We start from the raw sequence: 22,559 nt of genomic DNA, 5'->3' as shown, positions 1-22,559 counted from the left end.
GGGGGGCTTAGGGGGGGGGGTGGGAGGCGGGGGGCGGGGGGGGGGGGGGGGGGGGGGTGGTGGGCCCGCCTGGGGAGGGGGGGGGGGGGGGAGGAGGGGGGGGGGGGGGGGGGCTGGTCCCCCCCCCCCCCCCCCTTCCCGCAGGAAGCGCCTCACGGCGCCTTCGGCTTACAGCACCTTCGACAGGAACGCCTTCGTCCGGTCGTGCTGCGGGTTGCCCAGGACGTCGCGCGGGTTGCCCGACTCGACGACCACACCGCCGTCCATGAAGACCAGCGAGTCGCCGACCTCGCGGGCGAAGCCCATCTCGTGCGTGACGACGATCATCGTCATGCCCGACTCGGCGAGGTCCCGCATGACGTCGAGGACGTCACCGACCAGCTCCGGGTCGAGCGCCGACGTCGGCTCGTCGAAGAGCATCAGCTTCGGCTCCATCGCCAGCGCGCGGGCGATGGCGACACGCTGCTGCTGGCCGCCGGAGAGCTGCGACGGGTAGTTGCCCATCTTGTCCCGCAGGCCCACACGGTCGAGCAGACGCTCGGCACGCTCGCGCGCCACCGCCTTCGACTCGCCCTTCACCTGGATCGGGGCCTCCATGACATTGGCCAGGGCCGTCATGTGGGGGAAGAGGTTGAAGCGCTGGAAGACCATGCCGATGTCACGGCGCTGGACCGCGACCTCGCTGTCCTTCAGCTCGTACAGCTTGCCGTTCTTCTCCCGGTAGCCGACCAGCTGGCCGTCGACCGAGAGCCGGCCGCCGTCGACCCGCTCCAGGTGGTTGATGCAGCGGAGGAAGGTCGACTTGCCGGAGCCGGAGGGGCCGACCAGGCAGAAGACCTCTCCGTTCTGGACCTCCAGGTCGATGCCCCGGAGGATGTGGGCCGCGCCGTAGGACTTGTGGACGCCTTCGGCCTTGACCATGGGCTCGCCGGTCATCCGGACACCGCCGATCGCTTGAAGGTGGTCAGGTTCGTGCGGATCCGCTGCCACGGGGTGGGCGGCAGGTTACGCGTCGAACCGCGGGCGAAACGGCGCTCCAGGTAGTACTGGCCGACGCTGAACACGCTGGTCAGCGCGAGGTACCAGATGGAGGCGACGAAGAGCATCTCCATCACGGCGCCCGCCGTGCTGCCGATGTTCGACGAGGCCCGCAGGAGTTCTGTGTACTGCACGGCCGAGACCAGTGACGAGGTCTTCAGCATGTTGATGAACTCGTTGCCCGTCGGCGGCACGATGACCCGCATGGCCTGCGGAAGGACGACCCGGCCCATGGTCTTGGTCTGGGACATGCCGAGCGCGTGCGCGGCCTCCGTCTGGCCCTCGTCGACGGACTGGATGCCCGCCCGGACGATCTCCGCCATGTAGGCGCCCTCGTTGAGGCCGAGACCCAGCAGCGCGACCATGAACGGCGTCATGACGTCGACGGTCTCGTTCTTGTAGATCGGCCCGAGGTTGATGTATTCGAAGATCAGCGACAGGTTGAACCAGACGAGCAGCTGCACGTACACCGGGGTGCCGCGGAAGAACCAGATGTAGAGCCAGGCGACGGCTCCGGTCACGGGGTTCTTGGACAGCCGCATCACCGCGAAGACGACGCCGAGGACGAGGCCCAGGGCCATCGAGGCGACGCTGATGATCACGGTGTTCGCCAGGCCGTCGAGGATCGACGGGTCGAACACCTTGTCCCACACCGTGTCCCAGATGATGTTGCCCTGGGAGAAGGCGTAGACGAGCCATCCGAGCAGGACGACGACCACGACGCCGCTGACCCAGCGCCCGTAGTGCCGTACGGGGATGGCCTTGATCGCCTCGTACGGGGAACCCGAGGCGCCGGGCCCGGCCGGAGCGGCGGCCGGGTCCTTGGAGATCTTGTCAGTCATGACGACTGCCCTTCAGTGGAGCGGGGAGGTCACTTGCAGGCGTTGACGGGGAACGTCACTCGCCGGCGTTGACGGTGGCCGTCTTGACGGCGCTGTCCGAGACGTCCCACTTCTTCAGGGCATCGGCATAGGTGCCGTCCTTGATGATGGCGTCGAGCGCCTCCTTGATGGCGTCGCGCAGCTGCGTGTTGTCCTTCGAGACGCCGATGCCGAAGAGGCCGACGTCGCTCTGGTTGCCGACGACCTCGAAGTCGTTGCCGCCGCCCGAGGTCTTCGCGATGTACGCGGCCACCGGGTAGTCGTTGAGGTCGGCCACGGCGCCGCCGGCCTTGACGCGGGTCTGCGCCTCGGCGTCGGTGTCGAAGGCCTGGATCGTCAGCTTGTCGGCGCCGCACTTCGTGGCCTGGGCCTTGAAGGTGTCCTCGTAGATCGTGCCGCGCTGGACGGCCACGGTCTTGCCGCAGAGGTCGTCGAGCGAGTTGATGCCCTGCGGGTTGCCCTTCTTGACCAGGAGGGAGACGCCGGAGCTGAAGTAGTCGACGAAGTCGATGCCCTTGCCGATCTTCTTCCCGTTGTCGTCCAGGCCCTCCTGACGCTTCTTGTTGTCCGTCATCGACGACATGATCACGTCCTGGCGACCGGTGTAGATCGAGGTGATCAGACCGTCGAAGGTGCCCGAGGTGAACTGGAAGTCGACGCCGAGCTGCTTGCCGAGGGCCGCGGCGATGTCGGGGTCGACGCCGACGATCTTGCCGCCCTCGGTGAACTCCATCGGAGCGTACGAGGCGTCGGTGCCGACCTTGATGACACCGGCCTTCTGGATGTCGGCGGGGAGCTTGGAGAAGAGCGGCGCGGCGTTCGCGGAGCCGCCGTCCTTCGTCGGGGTGGCGGCTCCGCCGCCCTCGGTCTGGTCGCCACAGGCGGTCAGCAGCACGGAGCCGACGACCGCGATGGCGGCGACCGCGGCAAGACGGGACGTGCGGGTCTTGGCGGTCGTACAGCGCGTGGAGCGTGCGGTCATGATCGGGTTCCTCCGGCGTGTGAGGGAGTTGCCAGTGGTCACGTACGTCTCTTCGAGTGTCGTGACCTCGTGTGATTACGGCATCTTGCCATTCGGACCGCCTCAAACCGACGGCCACGGATGTCAAAATCGGATAACGGGTGACCCCCGAATGCCAACAGGCCGGTACATCAGGGCCGGATCTTCTACTGGATGCCTTCCACGCCGCCGAAGAATTTCCTGTTGATCTCGCCATTCGGACGACACGAAGGCCACCAATCGGGTGCTTGAAGCACCTATATGGACATGGGGTGACGTGTCGTCCTCCGTCCGTGTCCGGATGCGCTCGGTATGAGTCGCGTCACCGAGCGGATATGGACTCGTCTGCGGTGCCGTCCGTCCGGTAAGAAGGATCCTTACACCCCTCATCCGGGGCTCAGGGCGCGTTGTGCGGCGCGCCCGCGCGGCTACCAGACACGGCGGCCGCGGGACCCGCCCACCGCTCCACACCAGGAGCGGCCAACCCTCAAACGAAGCAGACTTAAGGGGTCAACCCAATGGCAGCGGAGATCGTCAATCCTCGCAATGACAGCGGTACGGAAGGAGCTCCGGAGGAGCCCTTCGATGCTGTCTTCGCCCTCCACCGCGGCGGCAAGATGGCCATTCAGGCCACCGTTCCCGTCCGGAACAAGGACGACCTGTCCCTCGCGTACACGCCCGGCGTCGCCAAGGTGTGCACCGCGATCGCAGAGCAGCCCGACCTGGTCAACGACTACACCTGGAAGTCCCAGGTCGTCGCGGTCGTGACCGACGGTACGGCGGTGCTCGGCCTCGGTGACATCGGCCCGGAGGCCTCCCTCCCGGTCATGGAGGGGAAGGCCATCCTCTTCAAGCAGTTCGGCGGCGTGGACGCGGTCCCGATCGCCCTCGCCACCACCGACACCGACGAGATCGTCGAGACCGTGGTCCGGCTGGCCCCGTCCTTCGGCGGCGTCAACCTGGAGGACATCTCGGCGCCGCGGTGCTTCGAGATCGAGCGCAAGCTCCAGGAGCGCCTCGACATCCCCGTCTTCCACGACGACCAGCACGGCACCGCCATCGTCACCCTCGCCGCCCTCCGCAACGCGGCGAAGCTGACCGGCCGGACCCTCGGCGACCTGCGCGCGGTCATCTCCGGCGCCGGCGCGGCCGGAGTCGCCATCGCCAAGTTCCTCCTGGAGGCCGGCCTCGGCGACGTCGCCGTCGCCGACCGCAAGGGCATCGTCAGCCGCGACCGGGACGACCTCAACCCGGTCAAGCGCGAGATCGCCGACCTCACGAACAAGGCGGGCCTCAGCGGCTCCCTGGAGACCGCCCTCGCCGGCGCCGACGTCTTCATCGGCGTCTCCGGCGGTACGGTCCCCGAGGCGGCCGTCGCCTCCATGGCTCCGAACGCCTTCGTGTTCGCCATGGCCAACCCGAACCCCGAGGTGCACCCCGACGTCGCGCACAAGTACGCGGCCGTCGTGGCGACCGGGCGTTCGGACTACCCGAACCAGATCAACAACGTCCTCGCGTTCCCCGGCATCTTCGCCGGAGCGCTCCAGGTCCGGGCCTCCCGGATCACCGAGGGCATGAAGATCGCCGCGGCCAACGCGATCGCGGACGTCGTCGGCGACCAGCTCGCCGCCGACTGCGTGATCCCGTCGCCGTTCGACGAGCGGGTCGCCCCGGCCGTCGCGGCCGCGGTCGCCGCCGCCGCCCGCGCCGAGGGCGTCGCGCGACGCTGACGCGCCGTGCACCCCGTGAGGGCCCCGTCCTGCTCCCAGGACGGGGCCCTTTCGCGTACGGGGAGTTCCCGGGGGTGGTCAGGAGTCGTGCGCGGACGGGTACCGGGCCGCGAGGAAGAGGGCCGCGACCGAGGGCTTCACCGCGTAGGCGGCCCCGGTCCCGCACTCCGGTGCCGCCCACCAGGAGAAGGGGTAGCGGCGGCCGCTCGCGTCGTGCGCCTCCCGCATCCCGGCGATCACGCCGGCCACGGCGCTCGCCGGGTTCGCCCCGTCGGTCCGGGCGAGCGCCCGCTCGAACAGCTCCGTGCAGTGCACGATCCGCCCCGGCCGCTCGACGAGGTAGTCGAGGATCCGGCGGGCGGACACGGGCAGCGCCTCCGCGAACCCGGCGGCCCGGCCGACGTCCGCCGCGCCCCATTCCTGCCCCGAGTGGCCCGACCCCCCGCTGTGGTTCTCCCAGATGGCGGCGCCCTCGTCCGCGAACCCGCGTATGTCTGCCATGGCCGGCACCGTACCCGGCGGGGGAGGGACGCGCGTCACACGGGTGCGTGGTTCCGTGGCCGGCCCGTGGCCGCCTAGGGTCGGGGCCATGTTCGCTGCCTACGCTGCCCGAATCGACCGCGACCAGCCCCTGAACGGCCTCGAATTGGGTGAACGTCCCGAACCCGAGGTGCGGCCGGGGTGGACGACCGTCACCGTCAAGGCCGCCTCGCTCAACCATCACGACCTGTGGTCGCTGCGCGGGGTCGGGCTGCCCGAGGGGAGGCTGCCGATGATCCTCGGCTGCGACGCCGCCGGGATCGACGAGGACGGCAACGAGGTCGTCCTGCACTCCGTGATCGGCCAGACGGGCCATGGTGTCGGGCCCGACGAGCCCCGGTCCATCCTCACTGAGCGTTACCAGGGCACCTTCGCCGAGCGGGTGACCGTGCCCCGCTGGAACGTGCTGCCCAAGCCGAAGGAGCTCTCCTTCGAGGAGGCCGCCTGTCTGCCCACCGCCTGGCTGACCGCCTACCGCATGCTCTTCACCAATGCCGGTGTACGGCCCGGGGACTCGGTGCTCGTACAGGGTGCGGGCGGCGGTGTCGCCACCGCGGCGATCGCCCTCGGCAAGGCCGCCGGCCTGCGGGTCTTCGCCACCAGCCGCGACGAGGAGAAGCGCAAGCGGGCCGTCGAGCTCGGCGCCGTCGAGGCCTTCGAGCCGGGTGCGCGGCTCCCGCAGCGGGTGGACGCCGTCATCGAGACCGTCGGCGCCGCCACCTGGTCCCACTCGGTCAAGTCGCTGCGGCCCGGCGGCACGCTGGTCATCTCGGGTGCCACGAGCGGCGACCGGCCCGCGCACGCCGAGCTGACCCGGATCTTCTTCCTGGAGCTGAAGGTCGTCGGCTCGACCATGGGGTCCAAGGACGAGCTGGAGGACCTGCTGTCCTTCTGCGGGGCGACGGGGGTCCGGCCGGTCGTCGACGAGGTCCTGCCGCTGGACCGGGCGCGGGAGGGCTTCGAGCGGCTGGCCTCCGGCGAACTCTTCGGAAAGATCGTCCTGAAGACCTCGTGACGACCTCTTGATGACTCGTCGGTAGGACTGATGGGATCTCCGGCACGTGAAACGTGAACAACGCTCACTTCGTCGTGCCGGAGGTCTACCTTGTCGCGAACCATCCACGCGTGGCGAACCGCCCTTGCCGCGGGTGCCCTCGCCGTCTCGCTGATCGCCCCCGCCGTGCCCGCCGCCGTTGCCGCCGACCGCCCGGAGACCGGCGGTGACGCGATACCCGCCCTCACCGACGAGCGCGGCCGTGCCCTCACCCTGCGCGGCTGGAACGTCGGGGACAAGGCGAACAGCGGCGACGCCGCACTCTCCGGCGTCACCGAGAGGCACTTCCGCGACATGCGGGCCAAGGGCTTCAACTTCGCCCGGCTCCTCGTCTTCTGGGACGACCTGGAACCCAGGCCCGGCCAGTACAGCCAGTCCTATCTGCGGAAGATCGAACGGATCCTGGACTGGGCCGAGAAGCACGACGTCAAGGTCCTCGTCGACGCCCACCAGGACGTCTTCGGGCCGGCCTTCGGCCACCGGGGCGTGCCCGCCTGGGCGACCAGGACCGACGGCTTGCCCTTCACACCGCACCCCGACGACTGGTTCTCCGAGTACTTCGAGCCCGCCGTGCAGCGCGCCTTCACCCACCTGTACGAGGACGAGGACCTGCGGCGCGCCCAGGCCCGGATGTGGCGGGTGCTCGCCGACCGCTTCGATGACCACCCGGCCGTGCTCGGCTACGACCCGATCAACGAGCCGATGGGCGAGCTGCGCGAGGGCGAGGACCTGGCGACCGCCGCCCGGCGCATCGAGCGGGATCAGATCACCCCGATGTACAACCGCATCGCGGACGCGATCCGGTCGGTCGACCGGGACAACTGGATCTTCGTCGAACCGACTCCCATCGTGGGCGAGGGCGTGCCCACCGGACTCGGCCGAATCGACGACCCGAAGATCGTCTACGCCCCGCACTTCTACAACGGCGCGATGGAGGCCGGCGGGGACTACGACCCGGCAGCCCGCTGGATCGAGAACTACGAGCAGGCCGTCACCCTGTACCCGAAGGAGTACAAGGTCCCCGTGGTGGTGGGCGAGTGGGGACCGCTCGACAACTCCGGGCCGAACATGAACCGCTTCTACCGGGAGGCCATGGCGTCGCTCGGCCGCTACAGCTCGGGCTGGGCGGGCTGGGAGTGGTGCTACGGCGGCGGCTACTGCGCCGTGGACGGCACGGGGGCGTTCCGTACGAACAAGGAACTGACCGCCGAGCCCTACGCGGAGGCGGTCGCGGGCACGGTGCGCTCCGCCGCCTACGAACCGGGGGCCGGGGTCTACCGCCTCTCGTACGACTCCGCCGGGCGCCGGGGCTCCCGGGTCACCGAACTCGCCCTGCCGCCCGGCGACTGGCGGGTGACGGCCCGGGGCGGGGCGCTGGTGCTCCGCCCGACCCCTGGCCGGGCCCTGGTCCTCGCGGTCCCGGGCGCCCGGGTGGCGGTGACCGTCACCCGGCGCTGAGGCCCTGTCCGAAGGGAGGGCCGGGGTCAGGCCCCGGACGGGGACCCCGTGACCCGGGAGGTCACGCTCTCGGCCGGGACCGCAGCAGGCCCGTGATCCTGATCGCCGCCGTCGACAGCCGGTCGCGGGTCTCGGCCAGCTGCTCCTGGCTCACCCCGTGGTCGCGGGCCGCGTCCCGGATCTCGTCGCGGAAGCGGTCGAGGAGCCGGTCCAGGTCGCGGGCCGGGTCGCCCGAGCCCTCCGTGTCCCGCGCCCACTCCGGCACCTCGTCGGCCTGTACCTCGTCGGCCGGCGCCGTCGCGGACGGCGGCTCCTGGCCGGCGGCCCTGGGGTGGGTCGTGCCCGCCACGAGGCCGCCGAGCTGGGCCGTGATGTCCGAGAGGCCCTCCCAGACCCCCTTGGGCCAGTCGCCGCGCGAGAAGCGGTCCTGGACCTCCTCCTGCACCTGCTGGGCGATCCGCTGGAACTCCTTCGCCTGGTGGCGGGCGGACTTCGCCTCGGCGCGGGCCTGGCGGGCCTGCTCCTTCCACTCCTGCCCGACCCGGCGCAGCTCCTCCTTGGCCTCGGTGAACGAGGAGGACTCCGCCGCACGGGTCCGGCCCGCCGCCGCGCGCATCTCGCTGCGCACCCGGCCGGCCGCGCCGCGCACGTCGTCCCGGATCTCCGCCGCGAGCTCCGACACCGACTCGCGGATCTCCCGCTCCAGGTCGTCCAGTTCGGCGCCGCGCCCGGCCAGCTCGGCACGTCCGGCGTCGGTGATCGAGTAGACCTTGCGGCCGCCCTCGCTGGCGTGGGTGACGAGGCCCTCGGCCTCCAGCTTGGCCAGGCGCGGGTAGACCGTGCCCGCCGAGGGCGCGTACAGGCCCTGGAAGCGCTCCTCCAGGAGGCGGATCACCTCGTAACCGTGGCGTGGCGCCTCGTCGAGCAGCTTGAGCAGATAGAGACGCAGGCGGCCGTGCGCGAAGACGGGCGGCATGTCAGAGCACCTTTCCGGTCGCGGAGGGGGTGGGGGAGGGGGTGGAGCCGCCGTCCTCTTCGGGCTCGGGGCGGCGGAGCAGCGCGATGGAGCCGGAGACGGTGGTCGCCTTGAGGGTGCCCCGGCCCGAACCGAGGGTGCCGGTGACGGATTTGGTGCCCCACTGTCCGGCCACGCGCAGGTCCTCGAAGGCGTTCGACACGGAGCCCGTCGTCGTGTTGGCCTCGACGCGCGCGTCGGCAGGGTGGGGGAGGCGGATGGAGACCTCGCCGGAGAGGCTGGAGAGCCGGATGTCGGCGGGCGGCCCGTCGAGCTCGGCCGGGTCGAGGTCGATGACCATGTCGCCGCTGACGGTCTCGGCCCGCACGGAGGCGCCCGCGCCCTCGATCACCGTCACGTCGCCCGTCACCGAGTTGATCCGGAGCGCGCCCGTGACCGACTGGGCCTCCAGGCTGCCCGAGACGCTCTCGGCGCGGACCGGGCCGGAGAGCCGGAGGAGAGTGGTGTCGCCGGAGACACCCCGCACCTCCGTGCGCCCCGTGATGCCGGTGACGACGGCCTCGGCGCCGACCACGGTCACCTCGACGTCGGCGCCCGCGGGGACGGCGACGGAGACGACGGCCCGGCGCCGGAACTCCTTGCGGTCGAGCCACTTGAGGGCGTTCTTCCACTGGACGTCCTCGTACCCCACGGTCAGGGTGGTGCCGTCCTGGGACACGTGCAGCGGCGGGCCCTCGACCTCGGAGACCTCCACGCGGGCGGAACTTTCGTCCGTCCCCACCACGTTCACCGTGCCGTTGACGATGCGGACCCGCAGCCGGGTCACGGGGTCGGCAGGGGCCAGCTTCGTCGGCTCGGTGACGGACCACTCTGTCATGGTGCTGACCTCCCGTTTCGGCAACGCAACATATCGTGTTTCTCGATAGACACGATATATCGCGGTGAAGGGAAGTCAACCCTGACTCTCCCCTGACAGGGTGGGTGCAATTGCCGCCGTACACGGACAAATTGGCCTAGCGTAGAGCACATGAACGCGACATCCGGACCGAACCCCGTCGGGGCGCTGCTCCTCTGCCGTGCCGACCCCCCGACGGTCCGGCCCCCCCCGCCCAGCTGCTCCGCGAACACCTGCTGCTCGCCCCCGCGGGCGAGGACTGGAGCGTGCTCGTACCGGAGGGGAAGCCCTGGCTCCACGGCGGGGAGCCGGTCGAACAGGTCGTCACCGGCTGGGCCACCGCCCTCGCCGTCTCGGCCGCCGGCTGGCCCGTCGTCGCGCTCTGGTGGGACCGCGACCGGGCCGGTCTCACGCTCGCCGCCGGCTTCCGCCGCACGGTCGGCTACACCTGGCTCGCGGACGGCACCCCCGTCGGCGAGGACGAGGCCATGCGCACCTTCGCCGCCCGGCTCGCGCTCGACCCCGTCCTGGACATCCAGGCCCTGCACCCCCTCACCGAGCCCGATCCGGACGCGGACGCCCACGCCCGGCTCCTCGGCGTGGTCGCCGTCCTCGGCCGCGTCGGCCTCGCCCTGCCGACCGGGCTCCTCCCCGGCGAGAGCGCCGACCGGCTCCGCTCCGTGGCCCTGGCCCAGGGCGCCGAGCAGCTCGAAGGGGCGGGCTGGAGGGATGCCGTGCGCGCCGAGCTCGACGTGGTGGAGGGCGGCCCGCTCGGCCCGTACCTACGCGGCCCCAAGGCGCGCGTACTGGGCGGGGCGCAGCTCGCCGCGGGAGTGCCGCTGCTGCTCTGGGGCCTCGGCCGGCGCAGTGGCGGCTGGGCGGCGGCCGGGGCGCTGCTCGTCGCCCACGGCGCGTTCGGCCTCGCCTACGACCGACTGCGGGAGGGGTGACCCCGCGCGCGGAGTCACCCCTCGAAACGGCCGTCCCGGACGAGCGGCCCTACTCGTCCTCGTCGTCCTCGTCGTCGAGACGGGCCAGCCAGGTCGCGAGGCGCTCGACCGGCACCTCGAAGTCGGGATTGAGATCGACGAACGTCCGCAGCTGCTCGGCGAGCCACTCGAAGGTGACCTCCTCCTCGCCGCGCCGCTTCTCCAGTTCCTCGATGCCACGGTCGGTGAAGTACATGCGTTCAGGATAGGCCGAAGCCCTCACGTCCCCTGTCGCCCGTCAGCCCCACCGACTAGCCTTCCCCATCATCGTTTCGGGGAGCGGGGGCGCTGTGACGCACGGGATCGCGCGTATTCGGCTGGACGACGGCACGCCCGTGTGGGCCCGGGTCAGTGACGTGCAGGAACTCGGCAGAGGCGGTGGGTTCCAGGACACCGGCGTCAAGGACCGGGTGGTCTCGATGGCCGGCGGACTCACGGACGTGGTCCGCGGCGTGGTCGGCTCGCTGCGCGCCGGACTCGACCCGCAGGGGGCCGTGGAGGTCGCCGTCAGCTTCGGCATCGAACTGTCCGCGCAGTCCGGCAAGGTGATCGGAGTCCTCGCCGACGGCTCGGGCAAGGCCTCCGTGAACGTCTCCCTGACCTGGACCGAACCGGGCCGGGCCGCCGAGCCCGCCGCCGGTCCCGCGCCGGACTCCGCCGCGGACCCCGCGGCCGTTCCCTCACCCCGGCCGCCCGCGCCCGACCCCTCCGCACCGGAGCCGGCGGCCGCCGAGCCCGCATGAGCGCCTTCGACGCTCTCGTGCGCCCCGCACTCGTACGCATCGCCGCTCCCGACTGCGGGTATGACCCGCACGGCGACCGGTACTGGGGCACCGGCTTCTTCATCGCCCCCGGCTGGGTGCTGACCTGCGCCCATGTCGTGGCCGAGGGGGGAAGCGCGGTGTGGAGGAGCGAGCCCGCCGTCGGCATCACCTGGGAGGACGGAAAGACCTCCCGGGAGACCACCGGCACCGTCGTGCTCGCCCTGCCACGCCCCGACCGGCCCGACGACCCGCCGGACCGGTGGGCCTTCCCCGACATCGCGCTCGTCCGCGTGCCCGGCGCGCAGAAGGCGTCCTGCGTGCGCCTCGGCGAGCGCCCGCCCGTACCGCCGGCCTCCGTCGGACTGCACGGCTGGTCCCGGGAGACCGGTGAACTCGGCATCCGGCACGTCCACGGCACCCTGATCGGCACGGACGGCAAGGCGCTCATCACCGACTGGGTCATGCCCGTCGAAGGCTGCTCCGGCGGGCCCGTCGTCGACCACCAGCAGGGCGCCGTCGTCGGCCTCAACAAGGGACGCGGCCGCGACGGCGGCGCCGTCGTCCCCGTCACCGCCCTGCGCCGGCTGCACGACCTGCCCGGCGGCGAGGCGATGGGCGAGGCGCTGCGCGCCCACGACCGGTACCACCTCACCCGCTACCGCTCCCTGGACGACAGACCCGACTGGACCCGCACCCAGGGACGCCTCGCCGGACCCGCGGGCGTCGGCCCGGGACTGCGCACCCAGCTGTACGGCCACTTCGCCGAGTTGCCCGCGCCCACCGCGCCCGGCGAGATCATGGACCTCGTCGACCAGGTCAAGGCCTGGATCAGGGACGACGAACTGCCGGACGCCCTGGAGGACGACCCGCGCACGTGGAGCGAGGGCGCCGGACTCCTGCGCGGTCTGCGGGCGCCCCGCAGGGACGGCGTCCGCGACCTCGAACTGGACGCGGTGCTCCTGTACACCGCCCATGTCGCCCGGCACGTGCGCGGGCGGTACGGCGACCGGGTCGACACCGCCGAGCTGACCCACTGGATCGTCGACGAGTCGGGCGACGCGGACCGGCACCTCCGGCGCGAGATCGACCGGCTCGTCAGCCCCGGCCGGCCGGCGCCCCTCTCCGTACGCGAACCCCGCGCGCGTGCCGACGTCCTCCTGGAGATCGACCCCCCGGTCTACGACCCGGGCCGGTACCCGTGGCGGGTCAAGCTCCTCCTCGACGGGCACACGGTCAGCCCGCTCCACTTCGACGAGCGGGGCGCCACACGCGCCCAGCTCAGGGAGACCCTGCGCGAACCGCTCGCGGACGCTCTGCGGCGCGGCGACAGCGGACGGCACCTGGCCGCCGTGGAGGCGGTGCTCCCGCGCGAGCTCTTCGACGAACCCCTCGACACCTGGCGGCTCGAACCGCCCCAGGGCCCCGACGACGCCTGGCTGCCCACCCTCGGCCAGCGCAGGTTCGTCGTCATCCGCGACGCCCGCCGCAACGACCGGGAACCGACGCCCGAATGGCGCGAACGCTGGGCGGCGGCGGAGCACGGGCCGCTCGACGCGACCCCGCTGCGCGCGGAGGTGCCCGGCGCGGGCCGGAACGCCCACACCCCGCGCGTGCGCCGGGAGACCTGGCCGGAGGCGTACGACCGGCTCCGTGAGGCGGCGGGCGGCGCCGTCCCGGTCTACTGCGGCCACGTCGGCGGCGGCGACGGGTTCATGGCGATGAACGCGGCGCTCGAAGCCGGCCATCCGCTCGCCGTCTGGCGGACCGGCGCCCACGACCACACCGACTGCGCGGAGTTCCACGAGCGGGCCGGCCGGCTGCTCTCCACCGTCCGCGACGCCTGGGACGTGCGCGGGCCCGTCCGGTCGCTGCGTACGCGCGCGGACCGGGCCGCCGGGCCCGAGGCGCCGTACGCGTGGGCCGAGAGCATCGCCCTGCTCCTGGACCCGCCCGACCGGCCCCCGTACGGCGGCAGCCTGGAGCCCCCGCCGCTGCTCGGCGAGGGGGAGCAGTGACCCGAGTGCCCACCGGGACGAAGGCCCCGCGATCCGTCCGATTAAGCCATCGGCAGGCCCCGCTCCCGGGCGGTACGGTCGACGGACCCGGCATCGACACCACAGCCAGGAGGAGTCCATCGTGAACGATTGGCGGATCTACCGTGGTGCCGGTCTTCCGCACGACGAGATACAGCGGCTGCCCGCCCCGCCGCCCTGGCGCGACTTCTCCACGGGCAGCACCGACGACACCCTGGCGGGCTCCGACCGGCGGCTCGGCGTCAAGCGCAGACTCGTCCAGAACCACCACCCCAGGCCCGCCGAGACCGATGCCGTCAACGCCGCGCTGTACCTGCGGCGGCCGCTCCTCGTCACCGGCAACCCCGGCACCGGCAAGTCCACCCTCGCCCACGCCGTCGCCCACGAACTGCGCCTCGGCCGGGTGCTCCGGTGGCCGATCGTCAGCCGGACCACCCTTCAGGACGGGCTCTACCGGTACGACGCCATCGGCCGGCTCCAGGACGTCCAGCTGGAGCGCGCCCAGGCCGGCTCGCCCGGCTCCGCCGCCGCAGCGCCGGCCGGCATCGGCTCGTACATCCGGCTCGGCCCGCTCGGCACCGCGCTGCTCCCCTCCGAGCAGCCCCGGGTGCTGCTCATCGACGAGCTCGACAAGAGCGACCTGGACCTGCCGAACGACCTCCTGAACGCCCTGGAGGAGGGCGAGTTCGCCATTCCCGAGCTGGAGCGGCTCGCCGACCGGGAACCCGTCGTCGAGGTGCTCAGCGACGACGGCCGCAAGGTGGCGGTGCTCGGCGGCCGGGTCCGCTGCACCACCTTCCCGTTCATCGTGCTCACCTCCAACGGCGAACGGGACTTCCCCGCCGCCCTGTTGCGCCGCTGCATCCGCCTGGAGCTCGAAGCGCCCGGCGAGGACCAGCTCCGCGCCATGATCGAGGCGCACCTCGGCGGCGAGGCCGCCGCGGGCGACGGTGAGCAGGGCCTCGTCCAGCGCTTCCTCAACCGCGAGCCCGGCGAGGTCATCGCCACCGACCAGCTGCTCAACGCCCTCTATCTGACCCAGCACGCCTCCCGCGCCGAACGGGTCACCAGGGAACGCATCGCCGACATGCTCATGCAACCGCTCGATCAGCCGAGGTGACGATCGGATGCACCGGATGCATCTGGAGGAACTCACCCGCAGGCTGCGGGCCGGTGGCCAGGACCCCACCGCCGAGGACGTCGCGGACGCCCTCTGGCTGTCCCAATGGCTCCCCGGCCCGCCCGGGGACCAGGAGGGGCCGGAAGGGTCGGAGGGACCGCCGGGCGATCCCCGGCGGGAGTCGGCCGGGGACGGTTCCGCCGACGGCCGGGACCCCGGCGGCCGCGCGGTCGGTGCCGAGGGCGGGGGAGCGGCCGGGCCCGGCGGCCCCCGCGAGTCCGTCTCCCTCCACATGGCCACGGGAGGCACGGGACCGGCCGGGGAAGGCGGAGGAACCACCGGAGCCACCGACGGGGCCGGGGACGGCGGCCCCGCCCGTGACTCCGGAACCGCCGACACCCCCCATGCCACGGGAACCACGGGCGCCACGGGCGGAGACCGGCGTACGGACCGGGGCGCGACCCTGCCCGTCCGCGCCCCCGGCGCCAACGCCCTCCCCGGACTCCTGGGACTCCAGAAGGCCCTCCGCCCCCTGCGCGCCTACGCCCTCGCACGCCACCGCCCCGGCGAGGGCGTCCTCGACGAGGAGGCCACCGCCGAACGCAGCGCCGCCGCCGGCATCCTCAGCCCCGTGATGCGCCCGGCGGCGGGCCGGCGCCCCGACATCCAGCTCCTCATGGACACCGGCCCCGCCATGCTCGTCTGGAGCCGGATGGTCGAGGAGCTCCGCCAGGCCTGCCAGCAGTCCGGCGCCTTCCGGGACGTCCAGGTGCACCGCCTGTACGACACCGGCCAAGGCCCTCCGCTCGTCACCACCACCTCCGGCGCCGACGGCCGCCCCCGGCTGCGCCCCGTCGACCAGCTCCACGACCCCACCGGCCGTCGGTTCACGCTGGTCGTCAGCGACTGCGTCGGACCCCTCTGGCAGCGCGGCGCCGCCCAGCGCTTCCTCCGCCAGTGGCCCCGCAACTCCCCGCTCGCCCTCGTCCAGCCGCTGCCGCCGCGCCTCTGGCACCGCACCGCGCTCCCCGCCGAGCCCGGCACCTTCCAGCGCTCCGCCACGCCCGGCGGCCACACCGCGTTCCGCTCCGACGACGAGCCCTGGGGGCCCCTCCTCCCCGGCCGCAGGGCCGTCCCCGTGCTCACCCCGACCCCCGAGGCCTTCGCGTCCTGGACCCGTCTCCACACCGGCCACGGCGGCAACTCCGTACGAGGCTGGGCCGCCTGGCTCGCCCCCGAAGGGGTGGAGCCGCGCGCGCCCAGGACTCCCCGCGCCGCACGGAGCGACGACGACCTCCTGCGCGCCTTCCGGGCAGCCGCCTCACCCGGCGCGCTCCGGCTCGCCGTCCACCTCGCGGCGGCCCCGCTGGCCCTGCCCGTGATGCAGCTCGTGCAGCGCGCCATGCTCCCCGACACCGGCCCCATGGAGCTGGCCGAGGTGCTCCTCAGCGGGCTTCTGCGACGCCTGCCCGGACCCACCCCGTACCCCTGCTTCAGCTATCCGCCCGGCATCCAGCAGCACTTCCTCGGCTCGCTCGACCCGAGCGCCGCCGCCCTCGTCCTCAAGCACTGCTCCGCGTACGTGGAGCGCAATTTCGGCCAGGGCATGCGCAACTTCCCGGCGCTCGCCGCCGCGCGCCTCGCGGGCACCGACACCGGGGACGACACCGGGACCGGGGACGGCACGGGGGCCCGCCGGACCCGCGGCCGGGTCACCGACCTCCCCGAGGAGACCGAGGAGACCGAGGCGACCGACGAGCCCCTGGGGCCCGAGGGCCCCGAGACCGAGCTCTTCGCCCGCATCCCCGCGCGCGTACTCCGCTTCTACCACCCCGACCTCATCACCCCCGACCCCCTCACCGAGGCCCGCCGCCTCCTCGCGCAGGGCCGCGCCCAGTCCGACCCGGCCCTGCTCGCCGGGGCACGCGAGCGCGCCGAGGCGGCGCTCCCGGCCGAACCGGTCGAGGCCCGGATCGTCCTCGCCCGTGCCCTGTACGCCGAGGCAGGCACCGCCGCCGCCCGCCGCACCGGCCGCCGCCCCGAACTCCTCGGCAAGGCCGCCGACACGCTCGTACGGGCCGGGGAGCTCGCCGGCACCGGCGGGGAGGCATGGGCCGAGTCCCGGCTCGAACTGGCCGTCGTCCACCACGCGTTGTGGCGGGACAGCGACGAGACCGGCCATCTCGACGCGGCCCTCACCGCCCTCGCCGAGGACGCCGACCACTGGCCGGAAACCGCCCGCCACACGCTCCATCTGCGGCGCGGCCGGCTGCTCCTCGCGCGCGGTGACGGCGAGGAGGCGGCCACCGAACTCACCGCCGCCCTCACCCTGCACGAGAGCGCCGCCGCCCTCCTCGACCTCGCCGACGCCCTCCACCTCGCCGCGGCCGACCCGGGCCGCATCGGCCCCGTGCTCGACCGCGCCGAGCCCTTCCTCGGCGACGCGCGCGCCCTGCGGCTGCGCTTCACCACCGCACGCGCCCGGCTGTACGACACGGAGGGCGACGGCGCCGCCGCCGACGCGGCGTACGAGGAAGCCACGCTGCTCGCGCCCGCCGACAGCGAGCAGCGCGGACCGCTCCTGCTCACCTGGGGCGGATCGCTGCTGCGGCGGGCCGCCGCGGGGACGGGCACGGCACCGGTCGACCGCGCGGAGGGGGTCCTGAGGGAGGCGCTCACCCGGCTGCCCGCGGGAGCCGCCGCCCGCGAGCGGGCCCGGATCCTCATCGGCAGCGTGCTTGCGCTGCGCTTCGACCGCGCGGGCTTCCTGCCGGACCTGTACGAGAGCCGTCACCTTCTCGACGAGGCCGTTCGCACCACCGGCGACACGGCCACCCGGGCCGGGGTCTGGCTCCAACTGGGCTGGGTGCAGCTGCAACTGAGCGAGGCGGCCAGGGACGGGCAGCTCGTCGACGCCCTCACCGCCTTCCGGCGCGCCGCGGACGACAGTCGCTCCGCCCGCGGCGACACCCCCGGCACGGTCACCCTGGCGAGGGCGCTCCACGCCCAGGGGGCGGTGCTCTACCTGATGGACCGGCTCGGCCATGCCGCGACCGTCCTGCGGGAGGCCGCCGAGCAGTGGCGGCGCCTGGACGGCATGCTGGTGCCGCTGGACTGGGCGGACGTGGAGCGGACCCGGACCCTGCTCGCCGAGGTCGGTGCCGACCCCCGCCCGCGACCCGACGGCCTCTCCCGCGAGGAGCGGCGCCGGATCGCGCCGCCCTGGTGGGCATGGCGCGAAGGGGAGGCGGAACGGCTGGATAACGGGGGCGCGCATGGGCGCAGTTGAGTCGAACGGGTTTCCGTCTCCGGGGCGTCGGGAAGAACCGCTCCGCCGCTACGACCGTGGGGGGCAAGGGCCGGTGAGGAGGAGCCGAGGGTGTTGGAGCACACGAAGCGGGTCGCAGGCGTCGACCGGGCCGGGGGACGACCCCGGCGCCTGCCCGATCTCACCGGCGTGGACCTGCGGACCCTGCGCTTCATGGACGATCCCGACCTGGCGGCAGCCGTCGAACGGGTGCTCTGGCATCCGCAGGAGCTGGGGGAGTCCTGGTACGAGGGGAGCGAAGACGGTCCGGGCTACCTCTGACCTCAGGAGGAGCGGTCGCGCGGGCCGTCGGGTTTCGGCCAGATGCACGCCCTCCGGCGGCCCCCGGGGACGGGGGTGAACACCGCGCCCCGGGCGGGGGTGAGCACCGCGCCCCTGTCCGCGACCGTCTTCGCCCAACTGGCCCGGGTCAGCCCGGCCCCGGCCGGACTCACCGCGCTGTGGTCGGCCCTGCACGTCCGGCGGCTGCTTCTCCTGAAAGCGCTGCTGGTCCGCGTCCACCGGCATCGTGCCGCCGTCGAACCGGGTGCGCTCGCCAGGTTCGAGCGCTCCTGGGAACTGCTCGAACAGGTCGAGCGTCGCCACCCGGCCGTGGTCCGCGACGTCCTCGACTACCCGACGACCGGCACCTGGCTGGCCGGCGCGCTCGCCGCGCCCGTGGGCCCGGACCTCGACCGGCTGCTGGGCCACCTGGACAGCCTCGCGGCCACCGCCGCCCTGCGCTCCGGTGGCCCGCTCGACCTGACCGTCGGGACCCCGGACGGCATGCTCCCGCTGCCCGGAGTGGGCCGGCTGCGGGTGGCCGCCGAGCGGGTGCGGATCGGTGCGGACGGCCGGACGATCCGGTTCCACCCGGACGGCGGCCGCCGTGCCCTGCCGGTCGTCCTGGCGCTCGTCGGCCGGCGTGACGGAGTCCTCGCGGGCCACGGGCCCGGCTGGAGCGCGGTCCGCCCGCTGCCGGGTGGCGCCGCGCGCCTGGACGACCTCGACCCGTACCGCGTACCGGAAGGCGCCGGGGTGGTGATCGCGGCCGATCGCGCGGACACCGACCACGGCGCCTGGTCCGCCCGCTGGCGCGCAGCCCAGGGCCTCCTCGCCCGTACGGACCCCGGCCGGGCGGCCGAGGTCGCCCAGGGTGTCCGCGCGGTCGTCCCGGTCGTCCCGCGCGGGCCCCGGCACCTCGGCGCCACGCTGAGCGCCGCTCCCGGAGCCGTGCTGACCTCGCTGCCCGACGGGGGAGAGGGCATGGCCGTGACGCTCGTGCACGAACTGCACCACAGCAAGCTGGCCACGCTCCACGAACTCGTGCCGCTGTACGGTCCCGGGCGCGACGCCGTGCACCGGGTCGGCTGGCGCCGCGACCCGCGGCCCGTCGCCGGCGTGCTGCACGGTGCCTACGCGCATCTGGCCCTGGCCGACCTGTGGCGGCGCGCGGCCCTCGCCGACGGGGTGCCGAGGGCCTGGCGGTCCGATGTAGGTCAACAGTTCGGTGACATCCACGATCAGGTGGGTGAGGCGCTCCGAATCCTGCTTGAATCCGATGAACTTACTTCTGAGGGAAGGGAGTTCACGCGCCAGATGTGGCTTCACCACGCGAGCCTCGGCGCGGCTCCCCTCGCCGCTGGGTAACACTGTGCCCACGGCACATCACACTGCGTTGTGCGGGAGCGGGACGGGAGACACGACACATGGCGGAACAGCGGTCGGGCGCTGCGGCGGACCACGGAGCCAGGAACGCGCCGGAGCACGTCCTCGTGGTCTTCCCCGGTTACAACCGGCCCTGGGCGAACTGGATCAACCAACGGCTCGACGCCCATGGGGTGCGTGCGAGCCTGCAGCGCTGGGACCCGCCGCGCGAGGTGCCGCTGGAGGACTCGCTCGGCGACCTCCTGCTCGCCCGCGGCCAGGTGCTGCTCGTCCTGGACGACTGGTTCTTCCAGCTCGGCCCCCGCGCGGCCGGTGAGTGGAACGACGTCCTGCGGGGCTTCGTCGCCGCCAAGGCCGAGCGGTTCGCCTCGGTCAACCTCACCAACCGGGCCCTGCTCCCGGCCACCGCCGTCCTCGAACCCGTCAGTCTGTGGGGCGTCGGCGAGGACGAGGCCGAGGCCCGGCTGCTCAGTCGGCTCGGCATCGAACCCCGCCGCTCGGCCGGCCGACGGCTGTCCGCCGGGGCGCTCGTCCGATTCCCGGACACCCCTCCCGAGATCTGGGGCGAGATCCCGCGCCGCAACCCGCGCTTCACCGGCCGCGACGACCTGCTCACCGAGCTGCAGGAGCGGCTCATGGACGCCGAGCGCGGAAACGCCGCGTGCACCCTGCTCGGCATGTCCGGCATCGGCAAGACCCAGCTCGCCGCCGAGTACGCCCACCGCTTCAGCTCCGACTACGACATCGTCTGGTGGGTCAGTTCGGACGACCGCAACGTCCAGCGCGACCGCTTCGGCGAACTCGCCGTCCAACTCGGCCTCGCCACCGGCAACGAGCCCGGCGAGCGCATCCGCGCCGTCCGCGAGGCCTTGCGCCGCGGCGACCCGCACAGCCGCTGGCTCGTCGTCTTCGACGGCTGGGACGACACCGACGGTGCCGACGTGATCCTGCCCCAGGGCCCCGGGCACGTCCTCGTGACCTCCCGCAACCGCGGCTGGGGCGACCACACCGAGATCGTCGAGATCCCCGGCTTCGACCGCGCCGAGTCCACCGCCTATCTGATGCGCCGCGCGCCCCACATCACCGCACCCGAGGCGGAAGAGGTCGCCGCCGAGTTCGGCGACGTGCCCCTGCCGCTGGCCCAGGCGGCCGCCTGGCTCGGCGAATCCCGCATGGAGGTCACCGAGTACCTGCGGATGGTCCGGGACGGCAGCATCTCCGACACGGACGAGCCGTCCGGCCCGTACGGCATGCCCATCGCCTCCCTGACCTCCTGGTCGATACTGATCAACCGGCTCCGTCTCTCCCAGCCGCAGGCCATCGACGTGCTCAGTCTGTGCGCCTCCTTCGCCCCCGGCCGCATCCCGCTCGGCCTCGTCCGGGCCTATCCGCAGGCCGACCTCCCCGAGGACCTGCGCTGGATGGTCACCGACCTCGCCGCCTGGTCCCGAGCCCTCGACACACTGGTCAACTACTCCGTCCTGAGCCGCGAGTCACGCAGCGCGGGTGGCGGCGAGATGGGACCGCACCAGGAGTCCGTGCACATGCACCGGCTCGTCCACAACATCGTCGCGCGACTCACCGACGGCGAACACCGCGCGGACCACCGCAAGGCCGTCCGCACCCTCCTCGCCGAGGCCGATCCCGGCAACCCCATGGACAGCCGTAACTGGCCCCGCTATGCCGAACTGCTGCCGCACCTGGAGCCCTCCGGGGCCCTGGCCAGCCGGAACCCGCGCGTACAGACCGCCGTGCTCAACTGCCTGCGCTACTGCCTCCGCAGCGCCGAGTTCCGGTCCGGCATCCGGCTCGCGGAGAAGATCCGCGAGCAGTGGTCCGCCTTCCTGGACCCGGTGAGCGCCGAGATGCTGGAGCTCACCTCCCTGGAATGCGACATCCTGCGCAAGTTCGGACGCTTCCGCGACGCGTACCAGCTGGATCTCCTCGTGCGGGGGCGCCTCGACGAGGCGGCGGCTCCCGACCCGCTCGACGCCCTGCGTTCGGCCGTGTCCATCGCCAGCGACCTCCGCTACCTCGGCCAGTACCAGGAGTCGGAGCGGTTGCAGCGGGACGCCCTCGCCGAGGCCCGGCGCCTGCTCGGGGAGAACGAGCACCTCACCCTCGTCGCCGGGAGCAACCTCGGTATCGTGCTGCGCAACCTCGGTCGCTACCAGGAGGCGTACGACCAGGACGTCGACTCCCTCGCCCGCGCGGAGAGCGCCCTCGGCGCCCTGCACTCGCAGACCCTCATCACCAGCAACAACCTCGCCCAGGACCTGCGCCTGCTCGGCCACTACCGCGAGGCCCTGGCCCGCCAGGAGGCCAACGTCCGCGTGCAGGTGCGGATCCTGGGGGCACAGCACCTGCAGACCCTGTACGCCAGGGCGCAGCTTGCCCTGTGCCGGCGCCGGGAGGGCAGCTTCCCGCAGGACATCGGCGCCACCATGGCGAGCGTGCTCGACCAGATGGAGCAGGTGCACGGACGGGGGCACTACCTCACCCTCTCCTCGCTCAACAACTACGCCAACTACCTCCGGGAGCACGGCGACCTCGGCCAGGCCCGCGAGCTCAGCCGTGAGGCCGAGGCCGGCTACCGCACCCTCCTCGGCCCCGCGCACCCGGTCGCCACCGGCGTCCTCGCCAACACCGCCCTCGTCCTCCAGGCGTCCGGCGAACGCGCGGACGCCCTGGCCATCCTGGAGGCCGCGCTCGCCGGACTCACCTCCTCGCTCGGCCCCGACCATCCCTGGGTCCTCGGCTGCGCGCTCAACACCGGCGCCGCGCGCAACTTCAACGGCCGGGTGCACGACGCCGCCGAGCTCAGCAGGGACACCCTGCGCCGCGCCCGGCACACCCTGGGCAACGAGCATCCCCTCACCCTGTCCAGCCAGGTGGCGCTCGCCACGGACCTGCGCGGCCTCAGGGAGAACGAGGAGGCGACCAAGCTGGAGGAGGACGCCCTGCTCACCCTCACCCGCACGCTCGGCGCCCAGCACCCGCACACCCTGTCGGCACGCCAGCGCAACCGGCCCTACTGGGACTTCGAGGCGAACCTGGGCTGACAGCCCGTAAGGGCGCCGGAAACGCCGGAGGCCCGGCACCCCCT

The 22,559-nt window shown here is 73.1% G+C and carries 17 protein-coding genes and 1 pseudogene; 11 read left to right on the top strand and 7 right to left on the bottom strand.

Annotation, left to right across the window (positions count from 1 at the left end; all coding sequences use genetic code 11):
- Positions 1 to 168 precede the first annotated feature (168 nt).
- From ACZ4XX_RS12060 to ACZ4XX_RS12050, 3 genes are read right to left on the bottom strand one after another with little or no spacing between them, the layout of a single operon-like run.
- Complete coding sequence (locus tag ACZ4XX_RS12060) at positions 169 to 936, bottom strand: amino acid ABC transporter ATP-binding protein (protein ID WP_030320915.1); 768 nt, start codon at positions 934 to 936, stop codon at positions 169 to 171.
- Positions 933 to 1,880: an amino acid ABC transporter permease gene (locus ACZ4XX_RS12055; protein ID WP_468507805.1), complete on the bottom strand. Its 948-nt coding sequence runs from the start codon at positions 1,878 to 1,880 to the stop codon at positions 933 to 935. The genes ACZ4XX_RS12060 and ACZ4XX_RS12055 overlap by 4 nt, the downstream gene beginning before the upstream one ends.
- A 55-nt stretch (positions 1,881 to 1,935) precedes the next feature.
- Positions 1,936 to 2,901, bottom strand: a complete 966-nt coding sequence (locus tag ACZ4XX_RS12050; RefSeq protein WP_468507804.1) for an ABC transporter substrate-binding protein — start codon at positions 2,899 to 2,901, stop codon at positions 1,936 to 1,938.
- A 536-nt stretch (positions 2,902 to 3,437) separates the two neighbouring features.
- On the opposite strand from ACZ4XX_RS12050, the gene ACZ4XX_RS12045 reads away from it, so the two are divergent.
- Complete coding sequence (locus tag ACZ4XX_RS12045) at positions 3,438 to 4,649, top strand: NAD(P)-dependent malic enzyme (RefSeq protein ID WP_468507803.1); 1,212 nt, start codon at positions 3,438 to 3,440, stop codon at positions 4,647 to 4,649.
- 78 nt (positions 4,650 to 4,727) lie between these two features.
- Here the strand turns inward: ACZ4XX_RS12045 and ACZ4XX_RS12040 are convergent, their stop codons facing one another.
- Positions 4,728 to 5,150, bottom strand: a complete 423-nt coding sequence (locus ACZ4XX_RS12040) for a DUF6416 domain-containing protein (RefSeq protein ID WP_468507802.1) — start codon at positions 5,148 to 5,150, stop codon at positions 4,728 to 4,730.
- Positions 5,151 to 5,238: 88 nt separating this feature from the next.
- On the opposite strand from ACZ4XX_RS12040, the gene ACZ4XX_RS12035 reads away from it, so the two are divergent.
- Complete coding sequence (locus tag ACZ4XX_RS12035; RefSeq protein ID WP_468507801.1) at positions 5,239 to 6,204, top strand: zinc-binding dehydrogenase; 966 nt, start codon at positions 5,239 to 5,241, stop codon at positions 6,202 to 6,204.
- 90 nt (positions 6,205 to 6,294) lie between these two features.
- The gene (locus ACZ4XX_RS12030; protein WP_468507800.1) at positions 6,295 to 7,701 is read left to right on the top strand and encodes a cellulase family glycosylhydrolase; all 1,407 of its coding nucleotides are present in this window, start codon (positions 6,295 to 6,297) and stop codon (positions 7,699 to 7,701) included.
- 61 nt (positions 7,702 to 7,762) lie between these two features.
- Here ACZ4XX_RS12030 and ACZ4XX_RS12025 read toward each other — a convergent pair whose 3' ends face one another.
- Together ACZ4XX_RS12025 and ACZ4XX_RS12020 are read right to left on the bottom strand one after the other, a co-directional pair.
- Positions 7,763 to 8,677, bottom strand: a complete 915-nt coding sequence (locus tag ACZ4XX_RS12025; RefSeq protein ID WP_468507799.1) for a PadR family transcriptional regulator — start codon at positions 8,675 to 8,677, stop codon at positions 7,763 to 7,765.
- 1 nt (position 8,678) lies between these two features.
- A complete protein-coding gene (locus ACZ4XX_RS12020; RefSeq protein ID WP_468507798.1) occupies positions 8,679 to 9,554 on the bottom strand; it encodes a DUF4097 family beta strand repeat-containing protein in 876 nt (291 codons plus the stop codon).
- Between the two features lie 150 nt (positions 9,555 to 9,704).
- Between ACZ4XX_RS12020 and ACZ4XX_RS12015 the strand changes: the two are divergent.
- Positions 9,705 to 10,522: pseudogene (locus ACZ4XX_RS12015) on the top strand (hypothetical protein).
- Between the two features lie 49 nt (positions 10,523 to 10,571).
- On the opposite strand, the gene ACZ4XX_RS12010 reads toward ACZ4XX_RS12015, so the two are convergent.
- Positions 10,572 to 10,757 carry a DUF6104 family protein gene (locus ACZ4XX_RS12010; protein ID WP_010061466.1) on the bottom strand — a complete coding sequence of 62 codons (186 nt, stop codon included), beginning with the start codon at positions 10,755 to 10,757 and terminating at the stop codon, positions 10,572 to 10,574.
- A 94-nt stretch (positions 10,758 to 10,851) separates the two neighbouring features.
- On the opposite strand from ACZ4XX_RS12010, the gene ACZ4XX_RS12005 reads away from it, so the two are divergent.
- From ACZ4XX_RS12005 to fxsT, 7 genes are all read left to right on the top strand, one after another.
- The gene (locus tag ACZ4XX_RS12005; RefSeq protein ID WP_468507797.1) at positions 10,852 to 11,304 is read left to right on the top strand and encodes a CU044_2847 family protein; all 453 of its coding nucleotides are present in this window, start codon (positions 10,852 to 10,854) and stop codon (positions 11,302 to 11,304) included.
- Entirely contained in the window at positions 11,301 to 13,340 is a 2,040-nt protein-coding gene (locus ACZ4XX_RS12000) for a VMAP-C domain-containing protein (protein ID WP_468507796.1), read from the top strand. Before ACZ4XX_RS12005 ends, ACZ4XX_RS12000 begins: the two co-directional genes overlap by 4 nt.
- Before the next feature lie 121 nt (positions 13,341 to 13,461).
- Positions 13,462 to 14,478 (top strand): AAA family ATPase, encoded by a 1,017-nt coding sequence (locus ACZ4XX_RS11995; RefSeq protein WP_468507795.1) that lies wholly within the window; start codon positions 13,462 to 13,464, stop codon positions 14,476 to 14,478.
- A gap of 7 nt (positions 14,479 to 14,485) precedes the next feature.
- Complete coding sequence (locus ACZ4XX_RS11990) at positions 14,486 to 17,767, top strand: SAV_2336 N-terminal domain-related protein (protein WP_468507794.1); 3,282 nt, start codon at positions 14,486 to 14,488, stop codon at positions 17,765 to 17,767.
- Positions 17,768 to 17,857: 90 nt separating this feature from the next.
- On the top strand, positions 17,858 to 18,067 hold the full coding sequence (locus tag ACZ4XX_RS11985; protein WP_468507793.1) for a hypothetical protein: 210 nt from the start codon (positions 17,858 to 17,860) through the stop codon (positions 18,065 to 18,067).
- 75 nt (positions 18,068 to 18,142) lie between these two features.
- On the top strand, positions 18,143 to 19,435 hold the full coding sequence (locus tag ACZ4XX_RS11980; protein WP_468507792.1) for an aKG-HExxH-type peptide beta-hydroxylase: 1,293 nt from the start codon (positions 18,143 to 18,145) through the stop codon (positions 19,433 to 19,435).
- Positions 19,436 to 19,494: 59 nt separating this feature from the next.
- Positions 19,495 to 22,515, top strand: a complete 3,021-nt coding sequence (gene fxsT, locus ACZ4XX_RS11975) for an FxSxx-COOH system tetratricopeptide repeat protein (RefSeq protein ID WP_468507791.1) — start codon at positions 19,495 to 19,497, stop codon at positions 22,513 to 22,515.
- Positions 22,516 to 22,559 lie beyond the last annotated feature (44 nt).

It is taken from the genome of Streptomyces sp. NPDC029956, assembly GCF_055574655.1.
Note: the sequence above shows the minus strand (reverse complement) of the source record. Positions and strands in the feature narration are given on the sequence as shown.